This window comes from Sphingopyxis sp., from assembly GCF_050725655.1.
In the GTDB taxonomy this organism is placed as follows: Bacteria; Pseudomonadota; Alphaproteobacteria; order Sphingomonadales; family Sphingomonadaceae; genus Sphingopyxis.
On record NZ_JBOHHT010000080.1, the window covers coordinates 1 to 17220 of the forward strand.

The window sequence follows — 17220 nt, forward strand, 5'->3', positions numbered from 1 at the left end:
CGACCTGCCCGACACCTATTTCCGTTTGGGTTACGGCTGGCCGACACGCGAGGAAATGGAAGCGGGCCTTGTCGCCATCTCGGCGGCACTGCGCGGCTGACATAGCGGGCGTAAAATGGGGCGGGCGCCGACCGCGACGATCCGCGTTCCCGGCCGCACGAGATCCACCCTTCCACTGGGAAATCATCGACCGGTACATCCATCGCCCGTCGGCTGACCCTGCCATCGCCGATGCGCTGGTCATCGGCCTGCGAGCCGAGGCGAGCCTCAGCCTTTTGGGATTTCGATCGCGCTCGAAAGCGGGCGATCGTTCGGGACGTCGGCGAGTGCGGTCCATTTCGCTTCGCCGGCACTGTTTTCGATCACCGCTTCGACGAAGGTCATCGTCCGCAGGCCATCGCGGATTCCGGGGAACCAGTCAGCCGCGCCAGGCGGCGGCGGGGTCGAGGCGCCCGCACGAAGGGTGCGGCCGAAGCCGCGATAAAGGTTGGCGAACGCCTCAATATAGCCCTCGGGGTGCCCCGCAGGCGTGCGCAGCCGTGCCATCGCCGACGGATCGAGCCCAGGACCGCCGGCGCGGATCACCTCGGTCGGCCGGTCAAGCCAGCGGAGCGTCAAGCTGTTCGGCTCCATCTGCGACCATTCGAGGCCGCCTTCCTCGCCATGGATGCGCAGGCACAGGCCGTTTTCGTCGCCCGCGGCGATCTGGCTGGCCTTCAGCACGCCGCGCGCGCCGCCTTCGAGACGCAGCAACACCGCCACATCGTCGTCGAGGCGGCGGCCCGGAACATGCGTTGTCAGGTCGGCGCTGAGCGATTCGACCGCCAGCCCGGACACATGTTCGGCAAGCTGGAAGGCGTGGGTCCCGATATCGCCCAGGCAGCCGCCCAGTCCCGCGCGGGCAGGATCGGTGCGCCATTCGGCTTGCTTGTTGCCGCCCTGGTCGATCGGCCGGCTGAGCCAGCCTTGCGAATATTCGACCTGCACCAACCGGATCTTGCCGAAATCGCCGCGTGCGACGCGCACCCGCGCCTCTTCGATCAGCGGGTAGCCGCTATAGGTGAAGGCCAGGCCATAGAGCTTGCCGCTGCGGGCCACGGCCGCATCAATCGCCCGCGCCTCGGCGAGGCTCAGCGCCATCGGCTTTTCGGACAGGACGTGGAAACCGGCATCGAGCGCGGCGATCGCCATCGGAGCGTGCAGATGATTCGGGGTGACGATCGCCAACGCCTCCATCCGCTGATCCTCGGGCAGCGCGGCCTCGCCCCCCAGCAGTGCGTCAAGCGTCGCGTATGCACGAACGGGATCGAGCCCGAGTGCGGCGGCGCTCCGCCCATTACGTTCGGCGTCGCTGCTGAACGCGCCGCATACCAACGCAAACTCGCCGTCGAGCGCCGCGGCCATCCGGTGTACCGCGCCGATGAAGGCGCCTTCGCCGCCGCCAACCATACCGTATCGCGTTTTTGACTGCGTATTCATCGCATTCCCCCGGCATGAATTTCTAAAATTGTTTGCATAATTCGATTTCGAACGGTTACATGATCGCACCGGCTGTTGCCAGACGGGAGAGGATAATGAAATTTCTGTTCGCCCTGCCACTAGCGGGAGCAATATCTTGTGCGTTGACGCTTGCGCCTTCGCTGACTGTGCGGGCGGGCCCGGCCCAAGGCGCCGGCGCACAGGCTTTCGCAGCGTGCCGCGCCTGCCATACGCTGGAGGCCGGCGGTAAAAGCACCATGGGACCCAATCTTCGCGGCCTGTTTGGCCGGCAAGCCGGCGCGGTCGCCGGATTCAACTATAGCCCGGCGCTCAAGGCATCCAAGATTCGCTGGGATGACAAGTCGCTCGACGAATATCTCGCGGCTCCGACGAAAAAGGTTCCCGGCACGCGCATGGTCGTCAAGGTGACCGACCCGGCGCGCCGCGCGGCGCTGATCGCCTGGCTCAAGACCGAAACCGCCAAATGACCGGAAAGGTATCCGCATGAAGGGTCCGGCTATTTTCCTCGCGCAGTTCATGGGCGACTCCGCGCCGTTCGACACGCTGCCCTCGGCGGCGCGCTGGATGGCGAATGCCGGCTATGTGGGCATCCAGATCCCGACATGGGACAGCCGCTGCATCGATCTGCGTCAGGCGGCCGAAAGCCAGGATTATTGCGACGAGCTCGCCGGCACCTGCCGCGAGGCCGGTGTCGAGATCACCGAGCTGTCGACGCATCTGCAGGGCCAGCTGGTCGCGGTGCATCCCGCCTATGATGCCCAGTTCGACGGCTTCGCGCCCGACGCTCTGAAGGGCAAGCCGGCCGAGCGTCAGGCATGGGCGGTGGAGCAGCTTCATCTGGCCGCCAAGGCGAGCCGGCGGCTGGGCCTCGATGCCCATGCGACCTTTTCGGGCGCGCTCGCCTGGCCCTATCTCTATCCGTGGCCGCAGCGCCCCGCGGGACTGATCGAGGAGGCGTTCGCCGAACTCGCGAAACGCTGGCGGCCGATCCTCGACGCCTTCGACAAGCAAGGCATCGATCTCGCCTATGAGATCCATCCCGGCGAGGATTTGCACGACGGCGTGACCTTCGAACGCTTCCTCGCCGGCGTCGACAACCATCCGCGCGCCAACATCCTCTACGACCCCAGCCATTATGTGCTGCAGGCGCTCGACTATCTGCAGTTCATCGACATTTATCACGAGCGGATCCGCATGTTCCACGTCAAGGACGCCGAACTGAATCCGACCGGGCGCTCGGGGGTCTATGGCGGTTTTCAGGACTGGGTCGATCGCCCCGGCCGTTTCCGCTCGCTCGGCGACGGTCAGGTGGACTTCGGCGGCATCTTCTCGCGCCTGACGCAATATGGCTACGCCGGCTGGGCGGTGCTCGAATGGGAATGCTGCCTGAAGCATCCCGAGGACGGCGCGCGCGAAGGCGCGCCCTTCATCGCCGCGCATATGATTCGCAAAGCCGACAAAGCCTTCGACGATTTCGCGGGAGGCAGCGATCCGGCGCTCAACCGCGCGATGCTGGGGCTGACCTGACGACAGGGCAGACATGCAAACCATAATAACAAAGGGGACGCAGGGATGACGACATTGCACAAGGGGCGCTTGTTCTGGCTGGGTGTGCTCGCGCTGTTCACCGCCGCGGCGAGCCTTGCGATCCGCGGCGCGATCGCCAGCGGGCTCAAGGCCGAATGGATCGACCCGATCGCTCCATTGCAGGCGGGCGAGCTGATCGCCGCCGCGCTGGGCGCCGCATTCCTCAGCTTCGCGATCACCCTGTTCGTCGCCAGCGCACTGCTCGACCAGATCGGCATGAAGCGCTGCCTCGCCGGCGCGGGGCTGTGCTTCATCCTCGGCCCGTTGATGATCGTCACCGCGGGCCATGTCGCGACCGGCATGACCATCTATTGGGTCGTGTGGACGGGCATGCTGCTCAGCGGCATTGGCTGGGGACTGACCGAGGCGGCGATCAATCCGCTGACCGCGCAGCTCTACCCCCACGATACCACCCACCGGCTCAATGTGCTGCACGCCTGGTTCCCCGGCGGCATCATCGTCGGCGGGCTCGCCGGCTTCTTCCTGTCGGCGACGCTCCCGTGGCAGGGGATCATGGCGCTGGTCATGCTCCCCGCCGCAGCGACCGTCGTGATCGCCCTCACCACCACCTTTCCGCCGCCGCTGCGCAGCGAAAGCGGCGTCAGCTTCGGCGAAATGATGGGCGAGGTGTTTCGCCGTCCCAGTTTCTTCATCTGGTTCGCGGCGATGTTCCTGACCGCGGCGTCCGAGCTGGCGCCCGGCCAATGGATCGACGTCGCCTTGTCGAACCGTGTGGGCATGCGCGGCATCCTGCTGCTCGTCTATGTCAACGCGCTGATGTTCATATTCCGCCATTTCGCGGGCCGGCTCGCGAACAGGATCTCGAACCCGGGACTGCTGTGGGTATCGAGCCTGCTCGCCGCGATCGGCCTGTTCATGCTCAGCCAGGCGCAGTCGCCCGTCGCCGCAGTCATCGCCGCCACCGTCTGGGGCCTCGGCGTCTGCGTGATGTGGCCGACGATGCTCGCCTCGGTCGCCGAACGCTATCCGCGCGGCGGATCGTGGGCGATGGGGCTCGTCGGATCGGCGGGCGCGCTCGCCAGCTTCTTCGTACTGCCGCAGCTGGGTGCGATGTTCGATCGGGCCAAGATCGAGTTCGCCGGCGGGCCCGAAGCGTTCGCGGCGCTGACCGGCGCTGCGAAGCTGGCGGTCGAGGATGCCGCCGCGTCACTGTCGTTCCAGCGGCTGGCGATCCTGCCGGTGATCCTGCTCGCGGTGTTCGGCTTCATCTGGCTGCGCGAGCGCGGCAAGTCGCGCGCGACGCTCGCGGGCGAGGCGGCATGAGCCTTTCGCGCCGGGCGGTTCTGGCGGGCGGCGCCGTCGCGGCCGCCGCAGCGACGGCGACGAACGGCGCGATGGCGCAGAACGCGGCGCGCTTTTCGATGAAATATGCCCCGCACGAAGGCAGCTTCAAAAGCCGCGGAGGGCGGCTCGAACAGATTGCTTATGCCGCCGATCAAGGTTTCACGGCTTGGGAGGATAATGAGGCGGCCGGCCGTTCGGTCGTCGACCAGACCGCGATGGCGCGCGCGTTGCAGCAGCGGGACATGACGATGGGCGTGTTCGTCGCGAGCATGCCGCGATGGTCCGAGTTCCGGCCGCTGCTGGGCGGCAACGACGATGGCGATCGCGAACGCTTCCTTGCCGACATCCGCGCGTCGGTCGATGTCGCCAAGCGGCTCAATTCCAGGCATATGACGATCGTCACCGGCTTCATGGACCGCAAGCTGCCGGTCGATATCCAGACCGGGCGGGTGATCGACGTGCTGCGGCGCGGCGCGGACATCTATGAACCGCACGGGCTTGTCATGGTGATGGAGCCGCTCAATACGCTGGTGAACCATCCCGGCGTCTTCATGTCGACCGTACCGCAAGGCTATGCGGTCGCGAGGGCGGTGAACAGCCCGGCGATCAAGATATTGGCGGACCTGTACCACGAGCAGATTCAGGCCGGGAATCTCATCAACACGCTGGACAGCTGCTGGGACGAGATCGCCTACATCCAGTTCGGCGACAATCCCGGCCGGAACGAGCCCGGGAGCGGCGAGATCAATTATCGCAATATCGTCCGCTGGCTCCGCGCAAAGAAATTTTCGGGCGTGATCGGCATGGAACACGGCAATTCGGTCAATGGGCGAGCCGGCGAAGAGCGGCTGATCGCCGCCTATCGCGCGATCGACGCGGCATGAGGGAGACACGAGTGAGGCATATCGCATGGGCCGCAGCAATCGCGGTCGCCGGCACGGCGGGCAGTTCCGCTGCCGCACAGGAAAAGCCCGGATTCAAGGACACGCCGATGCTGCCCGACGGCCAATGGCGCGTGCACGATTCCGACCGCCGCCATCCGACGATCGTGACCCCGGGCACTGTTCCCGGCGCGGCGCCCTCCGACGCGGTGGTTCTGTTTGACGGCAAATCGCTCGACGCGTGGCAGGCGAAGGCAAGGCCATGGATCGTCGAGGACGGCGCGGTGACGTCGATCCCGCCGTTGGGCGGCCGCGGCGAGAATGCGCTGGTCAGCAAGCAAAGCTTCGGCGACGTCCAGCTCCACCTCGAATTCCGCTCACCCAACCCGCCGGTTCACAGCTCGCAGGATCGCGGCAACAGCGGCATCTGGTTCATGCAGCGCTACGAGATCCAGATCCTCGACGGCTATCAGAACCCCACTTATGCCGACGGCACCGTCGGCGCGATCTACGCCTGGAAGCCGCCGCTGGTGAACCCCTCGCGCAAGCCCGGCGAATGGCAGAGTTACGATATCGTCTTCGAACGCCCGCATTTTGGACCCGACGGCAAGCTGCTGCGTCCCGCCTATATCACCGCCTTCTTGAACGGCGTGCTCGTGCAGAACCGCCAGCCCTGGCTCGGCAGCACCGTCTGGCGCAAGGTCGCGCAGTATGAAGCGCATGGCGATGCCGCGCCGATCCAGCTCCAGGACCATGGTTCGCCGGTGTCGTTCCGGAACATCTGGGTGCGTCCGCTGCCCGAAGCCGCCGCGAGCCACGATTTCGAAGGGACCGTGAAATGATCATCGACCGCAGAGACGCGCTGGCCGGCATGGTCGCGATGTTCGGCGCCGGCCTGTTCGCCCCGATCGCGCGCGCGGCGGGGGCGGAGGCGGCCCCGATCATCAGCGACGGCCCACCCTCATCGCCGGTGTTCACCGCGCAGCAGCGCGCGCTGATGACCGCGCTCAGCGAACGCGTGATGCCGACCACCGACACCCCCGGCGCGATCGCCGCCGGCGTCCCCGAATATATCGAGAAACTGCTCGCCGATTGGGCGTCGCCCGACGATCGCAAGCCGATCCTCGCGGGGCTCGACGCAATCGAGGCGCGCAGCCGGACCGATTTCAAGGTCGCCGCCGACAAGGCGACGCCCGCGCAGCAGGACGCGCTGCTGACGCTGGCGATGGAAGGCAAGCTGGCCGGCGGCAAGGACTTCTTCGACAAGTTCCGCCAGCTCGTGCTCACCGGCTATTTCACGTCGGAAGTCGGCATCACCCAGGAGCGCGAATATCTTCCCGTCCCCGGCCGCTACGACGGCGCTTATCTCTATTCCGAGGTCAACAAGGTCTTTTCGTCATGATAATCAACAGACGGCAATGGATGGCGGGTGGCGCCGCGCTAGCAGCAACACTTACCGGGGCGCCCCTGATGGCGCGGAGTTCCAAGCCGAAGCCCATCGGCATCCAGCTCTACACCGTGCGCGAACTCTTCTCGAAGGATCCGATGGGAACGCTCGAGAAGGTGGCGGAAATCGGCTATAGCGAAGTCGAATATGGCGGCGGCGGCTATGACAAGATGGACCATGAAACGCTCCGCAAGACGATGGACCGGCTGGGGCTGACATCGCCGTCGATCCATGTCGCCTATGAGGCGCTCGCCAGTGATTTCGACGGCGCGGTCGCGATGACCAAGGCGCTGGGCGCCGACACGCTGGTCGTTCCCTACATGGTCGATGCGCATCGCAACGCCGAGGGATGGAAGGCAGCCGTCGCCAATTTCAACCGCTATGCCGAGCGGCTCAAGAAAGCCGGGCTGGGCTTTGCCTATCACAATCATGATTTCGAATTCACCGTGAAGCCGGGCGGCGTCAGCCTGTTCGACACGCTGATCGCCGACGCCGATCCGGCGCTGGTTCAGGTCGAGCTCGACCTGTTCTGGGCAGTCGCTGCGGGCGAAGATCCCAAGGCGATCATCCGGCGCTTGCCGGGCCGCATCTACGCCTATCATGTCAAGGATCGCACCGCCGATGGAAAGATGACCAGCGTCGGCAAGGGCGTGATCGATTTCGCCGACATCTTCGCGCTCAATGCCATCGCCGGCGTGAGGCATTTCTATGTCGAGAACGACCAGTCGCCCGCGCCCTATCTTCCCGACATCCGGACCAGCTTCACCACGCTCAACCGCCTTCGCGCGTAACCCGATATTCGAGGATCAAGATATGACCGACACGTTCGATGCGATCGTCATCGGCTCCGGAGTGAGCGGCGGATGGGCCGCGAAGGAATTGACCGAAAAGGGCCTCAAGGTCCTGATGCTCGACCGCGGGGTGATGGTCGAGCATGGCGAGGATTATGATTTCGACGGCAAGCCGGCCTATGAGATTCCGGCGCGCGACACGATGCCCAAGGCGCTCGTCGAGAGCGACTATTTCATCGCCAAGCACGGCTATGTTTCGCCGTCGAACCAGAAATTCTACAACAACGACCGGCTCAACCCCTATGCCTATGACGAGGGCGAGAAATTCTACTGGATCCGGCCCGCCGCGGTTGGCGGCAAGTCGCTGATCTGGGGGCGCTGGAGCTTCCGCTGGTCGCCGGAGGACTTCGAGGCGAACAAGCGCGAGAATGTCGGGATCGACTGGCCGATCCGCTATGACGACCTCGCGCCTTGGTACGATTATGTCGAAAAATATATCGGCGTGTCGGGATCGCGCGAGAATCTGCCGCAGCTGCCCGACAGTGCATTCCAGCCGCCGATGCAGATGAACATCGCCGAAAAATGGGTGAAGGAACGGCTCGAGACGACCTCGCCGGGGCGCAAGCTGATCAACACCCGCCTTTCGAACATGACCGAGGACAAGGAGGATCAGGGCCGCAGCAAATGCCAGTTCCGCAACCAATGCGGGCGCGGCTGCTCGTTCGGGGCCTATTTCTCGACCCAGGCGGTCACCCTGCCCGCGGCGCGCGCCACCGGGCGGTTGACGTTGCGGTCCGACGCGGTGGTCTCCAATCTCGAATATGATCCAGGGACAAAGAAAGTCACTGGCGTGCGCGTGATCGATGCGAAGACGAAGCAGGCGGAAGTGATACCCGCCCGCATCGTCTTTCTCTGCGCCTCGGCCATGGCCTCGACCCAGATATTGATGAACTCGCGCATCCCCGGCAGCGGCAAGAGCCATTTCGATTCCAGCGGAACATTGGGCCGCTATGTGATGGATCATATCTTCCGCGTCGGCATCTCGGGCGAGATTCCGGGGATGACCGACTTTATCGAATATGGCCGCCGTCCGGGAGGCGTCTATATCCCGCGCTTCCGCAATGTGGGCGGCGAGGAGGGCGTCGGCTTTCGCCGCGGCTATGGCTATCAGGGCAGCGCGCGCCGCGAACCAGCCAAGCCACAGGGCTTCGGCGCCGCGATGAAGCATAGCATGCGCGGTTATGGCCCATGGAAATTCAGCATGGGCGCCTTCGGCGAATGCCTGCCTTATGAAGATAATCGCGTCAGCCTGCACGCCGACAAGGTCGACCGGTTCGGCATCCCGCTGATGCGCTTCGACGTCACCTTCCGCGAGAACGAGATCCGCATGATGGACGATGCGCGCAGCGAAGGCGAAGCGATGCTGCGCAAGGCGGGCCTGCAGAGCGTCACCAGCGAGCGCAGCGAACATGTACCCGGCGACGCCATCCATGAAATGGGCGGCGCCCGTATGGGAGCCGATCCACGCCAGTCGGTGCTCAACAAATGGGGCCAGGCGCACGACGCCGCCAATCTGTTCGTCACCGACGGCGCCCAGATGGCATCGATCTCGTGCGTCAACCCGTCGCTCACCTTTATGGCATTGACCGCGCGCGCTGCCGACCACGCAGTAAAGCTGCTCAAAGCCGGCAGCATCTAGGGGCGGTCGGTTGTCCCCACCGCCCCGCCCCGCCCCTTTGGCCGCTTCAATCTTTCCTATCGCGATTGCCAGGCTATCTGTTCAGCGCAACGCTGCAATATGACTTCACCGATCCTCTGTGCGGATCGCTGACGGGGAACACCCTAAACTCAGAAGCTATAGGTGACCGCGAAAACCCCGTAGGGACGTGTCTTGTGATAGACGATCGGGCTGTCCTTCGCGTCGCCGAGCAACGACGACACGCCCCCCACCGCCATCACTCCGATGCGATCGGTCAGGCGGTAGACAACGGCAAGTTCGGCCTTGGCATCGACGAGCCCGCTGCCCGCCCGATATTGCGGAAGGCCCGACGCGGCGGATTGCTCCGCGGTCACCCCGAAATAGCGGTTGTTATGCTTGCGGTCCCCCCAGGTCGTGCCGATCGACGGGACCAGCGTGAGCTTGTCGCTTGCCGTGATCGGATAGGCGAGGCTGGCATCCGCGATGACGCCTTCGGTATTGCCAGTGATGATCTTGGTCGCGCCGAGCGTCGCTTCGAAGCCGCCCTGCCGAAGCTTCACGAAACCGCGCCCGCCGAGGCCCAGCGACAGCTTGCCGATGCCATCAGGCGCATCCTTCGCGCGGTAGCCGCCGACCGGGGTAAGTCCGACGCCAACGGTCACATGTTCGGAATCGAGGATATTGGCCCCGATACCGTCCTGCAGATTGACGAAGAAACGGCCCCATCTCACATCGACCATGGGCAGCGGCTGGAACCTGTAATCGTCCGCGCCCTGATAAGCCGGCGCATAGAGCCCGCCGATGCCGATTGTGATCTGGTCGCTGCCGTCGTCGGGACCATCCGACGGCCCCTGAATCGGCGACTGCGTCTGCGCCGGGACGGCGGCGGGCGCCATCGCGAACGGGAGCATCGCGAGCAAGAGGGTGGAACGCGTTCGGGGAGTGGAGAAATTGCGCATATTTTCCTTCGCTATGCTGGGGGGAATAAGGGATCGGATGGGTCCGGACGCCGGGGCTGTGAACGGGAGGGGGCAGCCCGGCGCCCGGTTTTCCGCACGACGCCGGACAAAGCTGCCGACGCGGACGCGAAAATTATTCTGTATTCGATGCGGCGCGATCAGCCGGTCGATCGCTTCCTTCTGCCGGGCATCATACCCCGCGTGGCAAAGGCGATCGCATTCGCCTTGTGGAAGGCTTTGCTTCGACGTCCGGCTCAGGATCGCATAGCGCCGCAGCGCCTCGAGCCGGGGATTGGCGAGCGGAAGCGACGTCACCCGGTGTCCGAAAAACCACAGAAAGACATTGCTGCGTGGCATCAGGCTGGAACGCGGATCGCCGAGGGACAAGGCGATCACTTGCTTTTCCAGCGGCGTCAATTCGTCGGCCATCGGCGGCTTCTCCTTCCCCCCTGAGACGCCGAAAGGAGAGCCGTTCCTCATCAAAAAAATGACGGACGGCTTTGCCGGGACGCAAAATGGCGGAAAATCCCGCCGTTTCGGCCGGAGCGGCGTCAGGGGTCAGAAGCGGGCGTCGATCCCCAGACGGATCGTGCGCGGACGCACGGGGGTTATCTGGTTCCGACCCGCCAGCCCGAACGGGTTGCCGAATGCGAAGCTGTTCGCGCGCGTGTCGCGAAGGTTCGAGATGTCGAGCGACAGGCCGAAACGGGGAAACCCGAGCCGCGCACCGATACCGACGACCCCGTAATTGCCTTGCGAGACGTCGAGCAAGCGCCCCACGCCCAGGTTCGACTTGCCGAAACCGCGAAACGATGCATCGACGGTGAGACTGGCGTTCCGTGCCAGCCGGGTGCGCCACGCCACCCCGAGCCGCAACCCGTCGTCGGGAATATTGGGAAGCGTGTTCTTGTTCGGCTCCCCGAATTCAGGCGGGACGTCATAGAGAAAGCTCTGGTTGAGGAACGCCGCCGCGGTCAACGTCAGCGACGGCGTCGCGCGCCACTGAATTTCGCCGTCCAGCCCGTATATCCGGCCGTTGCCGATATTCGCCGTATAGGGCAGGCCGCCCTCGTCGACGAGATCGGCCTGTACATTATTCCAGTCGACCGCGAACAGGGCGGCGCGAAGCGACAAACGGTCGCGATCCCTGTCTCGCCACCGGACGCCCAGTTCGACCTGACCCAGTTCGTCGCTCCGAAACTCCTGGCCGCCCGTCGCCGATCCGGCAGGCGCAACCGCGAAGCCGCCGGCCCTGAAACCTTCCTGGTAATGCGAGTAGATCGACAATGACGGACTGAGGCGCCAGTCGAGCGCAACCGTTGCCGCGAACTGCGCCCGCCGCTTGGATGTTTCCTCGGGTCCGTCGGAGCCGTCGCCGACCAGTCGCCCCGCGCCGCGTCCCATGGAGAGGCGCCCGCCCATCGTCAGGTGCAGCGAACGCGTGACCGGAAGCGTCGCCTGTCCAAAGAGCGAAAGCTCCAGCTGGCGGTTGCGTACCCCCGCGATCTGCTCGGGCGCATCGGGCGGTCCCAGCCACCGCGACACGCGGCTGACATTATGGATAGCCGCGAGGCCCGCAACCCACGGCGTTTTCGCGCCGCCACCCGAAAGCCGCGTTTCATGCGACCAGAAGGTGAAATCATTTTGCTCCTCGAACCGCCGCGGCGCTGCCGCCGCGCCGGTCCCCGTCGCGTCGAACACCGTCGAGAGATCCTGCCGTGCAACCGAGCTCGTCGAGACGAGTTCGCCCCTCCCCATCGGTCGCCGCGCGGTGACATAGGCGAGATGATATTCGTTCCGGAACGGCTGCGACAGGCTGTTGCGACGCTCGAGCGGCGGCTCGCCGCGCAGCAGATATTGTCCGTCATCGGACCTGATCCGCTGATTTACCCCGCCGACGTCGACGGTCCATCCCGCGACATCGTCGATGCGCCAGATCAGCCGCTGGCCAAAATTGTGGCCACTATTGATGTCGCGCCGTTTTCGGCCCGGGTCATCGATATAGCCGGCCTCGCGCGCGCCATAGGCGACAACACGCAGCCCCATCCGTCCCTGCGCCAGCGGCAGATTGACCATGGCGGCGACATCGCCGCCAACGCCGCCGAAGCGGGTCGCACTGACGCCGACCGAAGCGCTTGCAAAAGCCGAGCTGCTGTCGGGCCCGTTGGGCACGAGCCGAACGATACCGCCAATCGAGCCGGCGCCGTATAACGTTCCTTGCGGCCCCGCGAGGACCTCGACGCGATCGAGGTCGTAAAGGTTGAGGTCGGGATCCGGGGCATTGTAGGAAAGACGGACATCGCCGAGATATTGCCCCACCGTCGCCTGGGTCGGGCCGTTGAAACTGCTGTCCGCGATACCGCGCACATAGATTTTATTGCGCCCCCGGCCAAGATTCGTGGCGTTGAGCGTCGGCAGCACGGCGGTGATGGCAGCCGTTCCGCCGGGCGCGCTGCGTGCCAGCCAATCGGAATCGAGCCCGACAATTTTCGCGGAACCCGGAAAACTGTCGAGCGGTACATTCTGCTTGCTGGCGGTGACGACGATATCGGTCGGGTCGACCTGTACTGCTGGCGCCTTCGGCGGTGCCGGTTTCGGTCGGGGCGGCCGCTTCGGCACCGCGCGGCCGCGGACGAGGCGGACGGTCGTCCGATCGTAAAAGATAGCCTCCGCGCCGGTTCCCTGCAAAGCCCGGTCGAGCGCCTCGCGAACCGGAAAGTCGCCCCTCACCCCCGGCGACCGGCGCGCCGCGATATCGGGATCGGGAACGGCGATGGTAATCCCGGCCTGCGCGCCCAGCCGGGCCGCCACCTCACCGAGCGGGCCCGGAGGGATGTCGAACGATCGCGCATGGGCCGGATCGGTCGCCGCAAGGCCGAACAGGGCGACCGTCGCCGCCGCCCACCTATGGTGCGGCACTGCCGGCCGACCCCATGATCCACCCGTCCGGCCGCTCTTCAACGGCGACGTTCAGTGCGGGACTCAGCCGCCTGAGCTGCCCGACGCCGCTGCCGTCGAGGGTGATCGTCCCCGAAAAAGGCCGGTCGGCAATCGATGGCGCGGCGGCGATGCGCACCCCGAGCGCGCGGCTGAGCTCCTCGGCGACGCGCGACAGCGGAGCCCCGGCATAGACGAGCGATCCCGTCTTCCATGATCCGACCGCCGCGATCGGGACATCGGTCACCCTGACATTTTTTGCGCCGCGATCGACGAGGCTCTGGCCAGCGTCGAGCGAGACAGCCCCCGCCCCGGGATTATAGACGATCTTGCCTTCCGCAACGGCGACGCGGACCTCGCCCTGCTCATGCACGACGTTGAAGACCGTTCCCGCATCCTCGACGATATTGGCGCCCACTTCGAGCCGGAACGGGTTCCGCACGTCGTGCCGGACCCGAAACAGCGCTTCGCCCGAGGCGAGCGAAGCGAAACGCGGGTCGTTGCGGTCGAACGTCATCCGCGTCGCGCCGTTGAGCGTGACTTCGGTCGCCGCGTCGAGCGCGACCACCCGCCGTTCGCCCGGCGCCGTCACGACATCGTAGCGGCTCGGCGCGGGGCTGGAAAACAGCAGAACGGCCGCGGCGACCGACGCCGCGATCGTGCCGCCGACAAGGCCCCGGCGCCATCGACGCCGCGCCGACGGCTGGACCGGCTCGTCGAGATCGTTCGCGGCTTCGCGAATGACGACGTGCGGCAACAGGGGATCGATCGCCTGATCGGCCGCTTCGACCGCATCATACGCCTCCGCGTGACGTACGTCTTCGGCGAGCCACTCGGCGAATGCCTCCCATGTCGCATCGTCGCCATCGCGCAGCCTGACATGCCACTCGATCGCGCGCGCGCCGATACTGTCCTGTGACTCACGTGGCATGGCGGTTTCTTTCACCTGTGAGATGTCGCCGATCGGGGCGATCCTCATCCCATCGAAGCCGCGCCGAGGTAATGGCTTCATAGGCCCGCGCCAGATGCTTCTCGACGGCGCTCACGCTGATCCCCAATTCCTCCGCTATCCGGCGCTGAGGCTCGCCATCGATCCGGAAGCGGCGAAAGATAATCCGGCTCCGTTCGGGCAGATCGTCGAGCACGCGTTGCAGGATGGCGAGCTGTTCCCTCGCGATGAGTTCGGTCTCGACCGACGGCCGTTCGTCGACCTCGCCGTCGCGCCCGCCATTGATCCCCGCCCAATCCTCCTCGCGGCGCGCCCGCCGGCCCGCGGTGCGGCGATGCATGAGGAAATGATTGTTGGTCATGCTGTAGAGATAGGCACGGGCCTGGGAGACCGGGCCGATATTATCCGCCAGCAGCTTCATATGGATGTCCTGAAGAATATCCTCCGCCTCGTCGGACGACGCGCCGCGCGCCATCAGATAGCGCGCCAGCGCCGGACGCAGCTCGCCGAACAACAGGACGAGTCCCCCGTCGGTCATGACGGGTTCGCAACAGGGGTGCGAAGCGTCGGGCAGCAGCCGAATGGATGTATTTCCGTCCATAGCTGGGGGGCGTCGCGAAGGGATAGCCGGTACGGCAATCGGGTAAGGATCGCCGCCGAGTAGAGGGCGCATCGAAACTGTCTCATTCGATCGAGAAATGCCGTCAAAGGCGGCTCCAAGTCCTTACAAATAGCAGGTAATGGCGATCCACACGACCAGGCCGCGGCCCGAGGGCCTATCCTACTCGTTCTGTGGGCGCAACCCGTTCGGCCATACCACCTGATCGAGCCACCATGCATTTTCCGGTTTGCGGAGCCATGGCCGAGGTGGCAATTGGCGCGTTGCTGCCGGGCATCTTGCGGCCAAACTGGCCGTTTGGAGACCGGCCGCTTTGAGACCCTGCCTCACGAAAGCGCCCCCCACATGAAGGTCAGCGCGCCGACGTAATGCGTCCCGATCGGTGCGAAAGTAGCGCCATCGTCAGCACCGCGCCCATGCTCGACAGACCGAGCCATTCGAGCGTGCCGACGGCCCATCCCAAGCGGCTGCCCGCGAGCGCGAATGCGACGGCAAGGATCAACACTCCGCTCCACCGCGCGTAATTCGCCGCCCCAAAAGCAAGCTGGCGGCCGATCAGATCGCGTTGATGCCGCGCGCGCGAAAGACAAAGCAGGCCGAAGCCCGCGGTAACGAGAAACAGAAGGAGTAGGTGGATCATGCGCGCTCCGTCGCAGGCGACGCCTTTTCTCGCCTGCCCGTTCCGATCATTGGCCGTGACGCTCGACGCAGCACCTTTGAAGCCGCCCAACCGAAGCCGGCAGCGACGATCAACATTGTCATGTCGAAGCCCGCAAAGACCCGGTCACCGGCTGCCAGGCTGGCAACAATCGACCGGTCGGTCGTGAGCGCACTGACGATCGGCACCAAAGCGAATGACGCCGCAGTCACAGCGAGAGCTTCGACCCATGCACGCGATGACGGGCGGGCGACCGACCAGACAAACACGGCGCCCCATGCGATGAAGAAGGCCGCGATCTCGCTGTCGCTTCTACCCGCGCCGCCAAGCGGCAAGAGGCGGTTGGCGAGAAAATATACAGCCATTGCGAAGGGCAGACCGGCAATCGCGCCGATATTCAGCTTCTCGACAAGGCGAAATCCGAAATGCGGCCGCTCCGGATCGGGTAATTTGGCGCGGCGCTTTACCGTCCACAGGATAAGTCCTGAGGCGACCATGATGCAGCCGGCAAGGCCCGAGAAAAAATAGAGGGCGCGCAGCAGGCCGCTGGAGAAGCGGCCGGCGTGCAGGCCGATCATCGTGCCTTCGGTCGATGTTGCCGCGCCCGACGGATTGCGCGCGGCGACCAGCTTCCCGGTCACCCCGTCGAAGGTCAGCGAGCGCGGCCGGACCGACATACCAGCGTCGGGAGCCGTCGATACGATGATCTGCGCCGTCCGGTCGCCCGGATTGAGGATGCGCAAACTTCCGGCGCCCGCGCCCCATGTGCGCTCGGCGCGCTCGACCAGCGGCGCCACCGCGATCAGTGGCGCCGGTCCCGCCTTTTCGGCAGGCGCCGGCCAGGGAAAAGTCGCCTCGAAGAATTTCTCTTCGTTGGCATAGTTGGCGGCGATCCCCCACGGCATATAGTGGGTCGCAAGGCTCACCAGCCCGGTATAGGTGATCATCAGGATGAACGGCAGGAAGAGTACGCTCGACGCATTATGGGCATCGAGCCAGCTCCGCTGTCCCTTGCCGAGACGAAGCAGGAAGAAGTCGGCGATGATCTTCTTGTGCGTGACGATGCCCGAGAAGATCGCGACGAGCATCGCCATCGCGGCGATCCCGACAATCCAGCGCGCCCAGTACCAGTTGATATAGTGAAGGTCATAGTGGAAGCGGTAGAGGAACTCGCCGCCCCGCGTTTCGCGTGCCTCCGCCTTGCGCCCTGCGCCGTCGAGCCGTGCGTCGGTCGGCGCGTCCGCCGGCGCATCGGGACCGTTGACCCAGTAGAGTTGCAGGCCGGCAGCGCGCTTGCCCGCCGAATAGATCGACCATTCGCTGGCGTCCGGCGCTTCGCGCTCGAGCCAGCGCGTCGCCGCCGCAAAGCTTTTCGGGCCGTCCGCCGGAACGCTGCGCACCTCGGGCGTCATCCAGGCGGTAATCTCTTCCTGAAAATAGGAAGAAGTGCCGGTGACGAAGATCGCGAACAGCAGCCAACCGAGCAGCAGGCCCGTCCAGGTGTGAAGCCAGGCCATCGATTGCCGGAAGCCGTTCTTCACAACCGGCCTCCCCAGACGATGAGGCCCCAATCGGCGAGGCCCACAGCCACGCCGGTCGCGATAAGCCCCGCCCACAGCCGCGAAACCGAGCGCACCGCGAATGCGGTCAACGCAACGCCCGCGAAGATGGCGAAGGACAGCATCGTCGCGCCGACCGACGCCTGCTGGGCACCGCCGGGCAAAAGCCGCGCGATCAGCATGGTCAGCGCACTGGTCACGGCATAGTTGAGCGGCACGGCGGCCAGCGCGCGCACAGCAACATCGCGCCACCCTGCGCCGCGCAAAATTTCGACCGCCTTGCTCATGGCGCCCCTATCGCAACATTGCGACTGACTCGCAATATCCCA

At 65.2% G+C, this 17220-nt stretch carries 16 protein-coding genes; 8 read left to right on the forward strand and 8 right to left on the reverse strand.

Features of this window, described 5'->3' with window-relative positions:
* Positions 1-267: 267 nt before the first annotated feature.
* Positions 268-1479: a Gfo/Idh/MocA family protein gene (locus ACREBX_RS11160; RefSeq protein WP_431561820.1), complete on the reverse strand. Its 1212-nt coding sequence runs from the start codon at positions 1477-1479 to the stop codon at positions 268-270.
* Between the two features lie 95 nt (positions 1480-1574).
* On the opposite strand from ACREBX_RS11160, the gene ACREBX_RS11165 reads away from it, so the two are divergent.
* The 8 genes from ACREBX_RS11165 to ACREBX_RS11200 all read left to right on the forward strand — a co-directional run bounded on the left by ACREBX_RS11165 (position 1575) and on the right by ACREBX_RS11200 (position 9210).
* Entirely contained in the window at positions 1575-1967 is a 393-nt protein-coding gene (locus ACREBX_RS11165; RefSeq protein WP_431561857.1) for a c-type cytochrome, read from the forward strand.
* A gap of 16 nt (positions 1968-1983) precedes the next feature.
* Entirely contained in the window at positions 1984-3027 is a 1044-nt protein-coding gene (locus ACREBX_RS11170; protein ID WP_431561821.1) for a sugar phosphate isomerase/epimerase family protein, read from the forward strand.
* 45 nt (positions 3028-3072) lie between these two features.
* Entirely contained in the window at positions 3073-4371 is a 1299-nt protein-coding gene (locus ACREBX_RS11175) for an MFS transporter (RefSeq protein WP_431561822.1), read from the forward strand.
* Complete coding sequence (locus ACREBX_RS11180; protein WP_431561823.1) at positions 4368-5276, forward strand: hydroxypyruvate isomerase family protein; 909 nt, start codon at positions 4368-4370, stop codon at positions 5274-5276. The genes ACREBX_RS11175 and ACREBX_RS11180 overlap by 4 nt, the downstream gene beginning before the upstream one ends.
* 11 nt (positions 5277-5287) lie before the next feature.
* Positions 5288-6115, forward strand: coding sequence for a 3-keto-disaccharide hydrolase (locus ACREBX_RS11185; protein WP_431561824.1), 828 nt, complete (start codon positions 5288-5290; stop codon positions 6113-6115).
* On the forward strand, positions 6115-6675 hold the full coding sequence (locus ACREBX_RS11190; RefSeq protein WP_431561858.1) for a gluconate 2-dehydrogenase subunit 3 family protein: 561 nt from the start codon (positions 6115-6117) through the stop codon (positions 6673-6675). The genes ACREBX_RS11185 and ACREBX_RS11190 overlap by 1 nt, the downstream gene beginning before the upstream one ends.
* A gap of 68 nt (positions 6676-6743) precedes the next feature.
* Entirely contained in the window at positions 6744-7511 is a 768-nt protein-coding gene (locus ACREBX_RS11195; RefSeq protein ID WP_431561825.1) for a sugar phosphate isomerase/epimerase family protein, read from the forward strand.
* 22 nt (positions 7512-7533) lie between these two features.
* Positions 7534-9210 carry a GMC family oxidoreductase gene (locus ACREBX_RS11200; protein ID WP_431561826.1) on the forward strand — a complete coding sequence of 559 codons (1677 nt, stop codon included), beginning with the start codon at positions 7534-7536 and terminating at the stop codon, positions 9208-9210.
* Between the two features lie 149 nt (positions 9211-9359).
* Here ACREBX_RS11200 and ACREBX_RS11205 read toward each other — a convergent pair whose 3' ends face one another.
* The 7 genes from ACREBX_RS11205 to ACREBX_RS11235 form a co-directional block, all read right to left on the reverse strand.
* Positions 9360-10598 carry a MipA/OmpV family protein gene (locus ACREBX_RS11205; RefSeq protein ID WP_431561827.1) on the reverse strand — a complete coding sequence of 413 codons (1239 nt, stop codon included), beginning with the start codon at positions 10596-10598 and terminating at the stop codon, positions 9360-9362.
* 129 nt (positions 10599-10727) lie between these two features.
* Entirely contained in the window at positions 10728-13088 is a 2361-nt protein-coding gene (locus tag ACREBX_RS11210; protein WP_431561828.1) for a TonB-dependent receptor domain-containing protein, read from the reverse strand.
* Positions 13075-14037, reverse strand: coding sequence for a FecR family protein (locus ACREBX_RS11215; protein WP_431561829.1), 963 nt, complete (start codon positions 14035-14037; stop codon positions 13075-13077). The genes ACREBX_RS11210 and ACREBX_RS11215 overlap by 14 nt, the downstream gene beginning before the upstream one ends.
* Positions 14027-14593, reverse strand: coding sequence for an RNA polymerase sigma factor (locus ACREBX_RS11220; protein ID WP_431561830.1), 567 nt, complete (start codon positions 14591-14593; stop codon positions 14027-14029). The genes ACREBX_RS11215 and ACREBX_RS11220 overlap by 11 nt, the downstream gene beginning before the upstream one ends.
* Before the next feature lie 433 nt (positions 14594-15026).
* Positions 15027-15314 (reverse strand): DUF3325 domain-containing protein, encoded by a 288-nt coding sequence (locus ACREBX_RS11225; RefSeq protein WP_431561831.1) that lies wholly within the window; start codon positions 15312-15314, stop codon positions 15027-15029.
* Positions 15311-16873 carry a PepSY-associated TM helix domain-containing protein gene (locus tag ACREBX_RS11230; RefSeq protein ID WP_431561832.1) on the reverse strand — a complete coding sequence of 521 codons (1563 nt, stop codon included), beginning with the start codon at positions 16871-16873 and terminating at the stop codon, positions 15311-15313. The genes ACREBX_RS11225 and ACREBX_RS11230 overlap by 4 nt, the downstream gene beginning before the upstream one ends.
* Positions 16870-17178, reverse strand: a complete 309-nt coding sequence (locus ACREBX_RS11235; RefSeq protein ID WP_431561833.1) for a hypothetical protein — start codon at positions 17176-17178, stop codon at positions 16870-16872. Before ACREBX_RS11235 ends, ACREBX_RS11230 begins: the two co-directional genes overlap by 4 nt.
* Positions 17179-17220 lie beyond the last annotated feature (42 nt).

Excerpts from the sequence above, each read along its gene's own strand:
- ACREBX_RS11205 (WP_431561827.1), bottom strand. The coding sequence starts at position 10,598 with ATGGCCGACGAATTGACGCCGCTGGAAAAGCAAGTGATCGCCTTGTCC.
- ACREBX_RS11170 (WP_431561821.1), top strand. The coding sequence starts at position 1,984 with ATGAAGGGTCCGGCTATTTTCCTCGCGCAGTTCATGGGCGACTCCGCG.
- ACREBX_RS11220 (WP_431561830.1), bottom strand. The coding sequence starts at position 14,593 with ATGACCGACGGGGGACTCGTCCTGTTGTTCGGCGAGCTGCGTCCGGCG.
- ACREBX_RS11215 (WP_431561829.1), bottom strand. The coding sequence starts at position 14,037 with ATGCCACGTGAGTCACAGGACAGTATCGGCGCGCGCGCGATCGAGTGG.
- ACREBX_RS11160 (WP_431561820.1), bottom strand. The coding sequence starts at position 1,479 with ATGAATACGCAGTCAAAAACGCGATACGGTATGGTTGGCGGCGGCGAA.
- ACREBX_RS11235 (WP_431561833.1), bottom strand. The coding sequence starts at position 17,178 with ATGAGCAAGGCGGTCGAAATTTTGCGCGGCGCAGGGTGGCGCGATGTT.
- ACREBX_RS11180 (WP_431561823.1), top strand. The coding sequence starts at position 4,368 with ATGAGCCTTTCGCGCCGGGCGGTTCTGGCGGGCGGCGCCGTCGCGGCC.
- ACREBX_RS11175 (WP_431561822.1), top strand. The coding sequence starts at position 3,073 with ATGACGACATTGCACAAGGGGCGCTTGTTCTGGCTGGGTGTGCTCGCG.
- ACREBX_RS11165 (WP_431561857.1), top strand. The coding sequence starts at position 1,575 with ATGAAATTTCTGTTCGCCCTGCCACTAGCGGGAGCAATATCTTGTGCG.
- ACREBX_RS11200 (WP_431561826.1), top strand. The coding sequence starts at position 7,534 with ATGACCGACACGTTCGATGCGATCGTCATCGGCTCCGGAGTGAGCGGC.
- ACREBX_RS11225 (WP_431561831.1), bottom strand. The coding sequence starts at position 15,314 with ATGATCCACCTACTCCTTCTGTTTCTCGTTACCGCGGGCTTCGGCCTG.
- ACREBX_RS11195 (WP_431561825.1), top strand. The coding sequence starts at position 6,744 with ATGGCGCGGAGTTCCAAGCCGAAGCCCATCGGCATCCAGCTCTACACC.